The organism is Wolbachia endosymbiont of Tuta absoluta (assembly GCF_059414725.1).
Map to the genome: position 1 here is coordinate 1 of NZ_JBNRJY010000005.1, position 1,049 is coordinate 1,049.

Here is a 1,049-nt window from a genome sequence, read left to right on the forward strand (position 1 = left end):
GTTAAAAATAACTCTAAATGGAGAATGGCAAGTTGTACAAATAATAAAAGATGATCGATCCGTGAGAAAAATGGGTATTTTTGAATGCACACAATTTTGTTGTTGGTAGATACGATAAACGCCTCTTTTTATGTATCATGATTTTTAATTATATTATCTAGATTCTGGTCGCAAGAAAACACGATTAAAGAAGGTTTGCACGATAGATTTATTTTCCAAAGTGTGTTTCCTATTTTTACACTTTTTGCGTGGTGTACGTGTATATGTATATATCTTTTTTTTTGTGTACCTACCCTACGATTTTAGCCTCGGGGCTGTTAATCTACACCTGACTGTATGGTGGGGAGCAGGAGCTCACCCGGAAAAGTTTGTGGTTGTTCAAACAACCAGCTCAATCGCGCCCTTGGGAATCTTAAGAACATTTCACATTTATTTTTTGCGAATACAATACGTCTTGTACATTACTAGATTCTGGTCGTACATTTTTTTGTTGATTTGGCAAGAAATTTTCAAGAGTGCGATTCGGCTCTGTTCTCACATACAGGATTTTCTGTTAGTAAGAAGGGGACGTTTACGAGTTCTCAACAGGCCCTTAAACAGTCTATTGCCACGAGCGGTTCCTAAGCTAAGCTCTAGTGAGTTACCAAACACTTAATTCGCGCTTAGTTTCCCATCAAACTGGACCGATATTACAATGGGAAATTTTCTAGGGATTCTCGAGTGTCATGTAGAGGGCGCTAAGCTTAATTGAAATAACGTTTCTTTTCACAAAAAACTGTTCCACTTGATAAATTATTCTTTATTTTGTGTTTATCAAATTGTTCTCAATTTATTTTTGGTTATTTGTTTAGTTACACTCAATATAAAAGCAAGGTTGGTTGGTTCCCAACACTTATGTATGGGAGTGAAAGTTGGGTATGGCAGAAAAAGCATGAAAGTAGAATAAATGCGGTAGAAATGACAGCGCTAAGAAGTATGATTGGAGTGAAATTGAGTGACAGGATAAGGAATAGTGTAATTAGAGAACGTTGCGGTATAAAAGAAGACGT

At 36.3% G+C, this 1,049-nt stretch carries 1 protein-coding gene; it reads left to right on the top strand.

Annotated elements, in window-relative coordinates; all coding sequences use genetic code 11:
- Positions 1 to 843: 843 nt before the first annotated feature.
- Positions 844 to 1,049: hypothetical protein (locus ACJ5GX_RS00005; RefSeq protein ID WP_495292554.1), on the top strand; the 206-nt coding region annotated here is incomplete at its 3' end.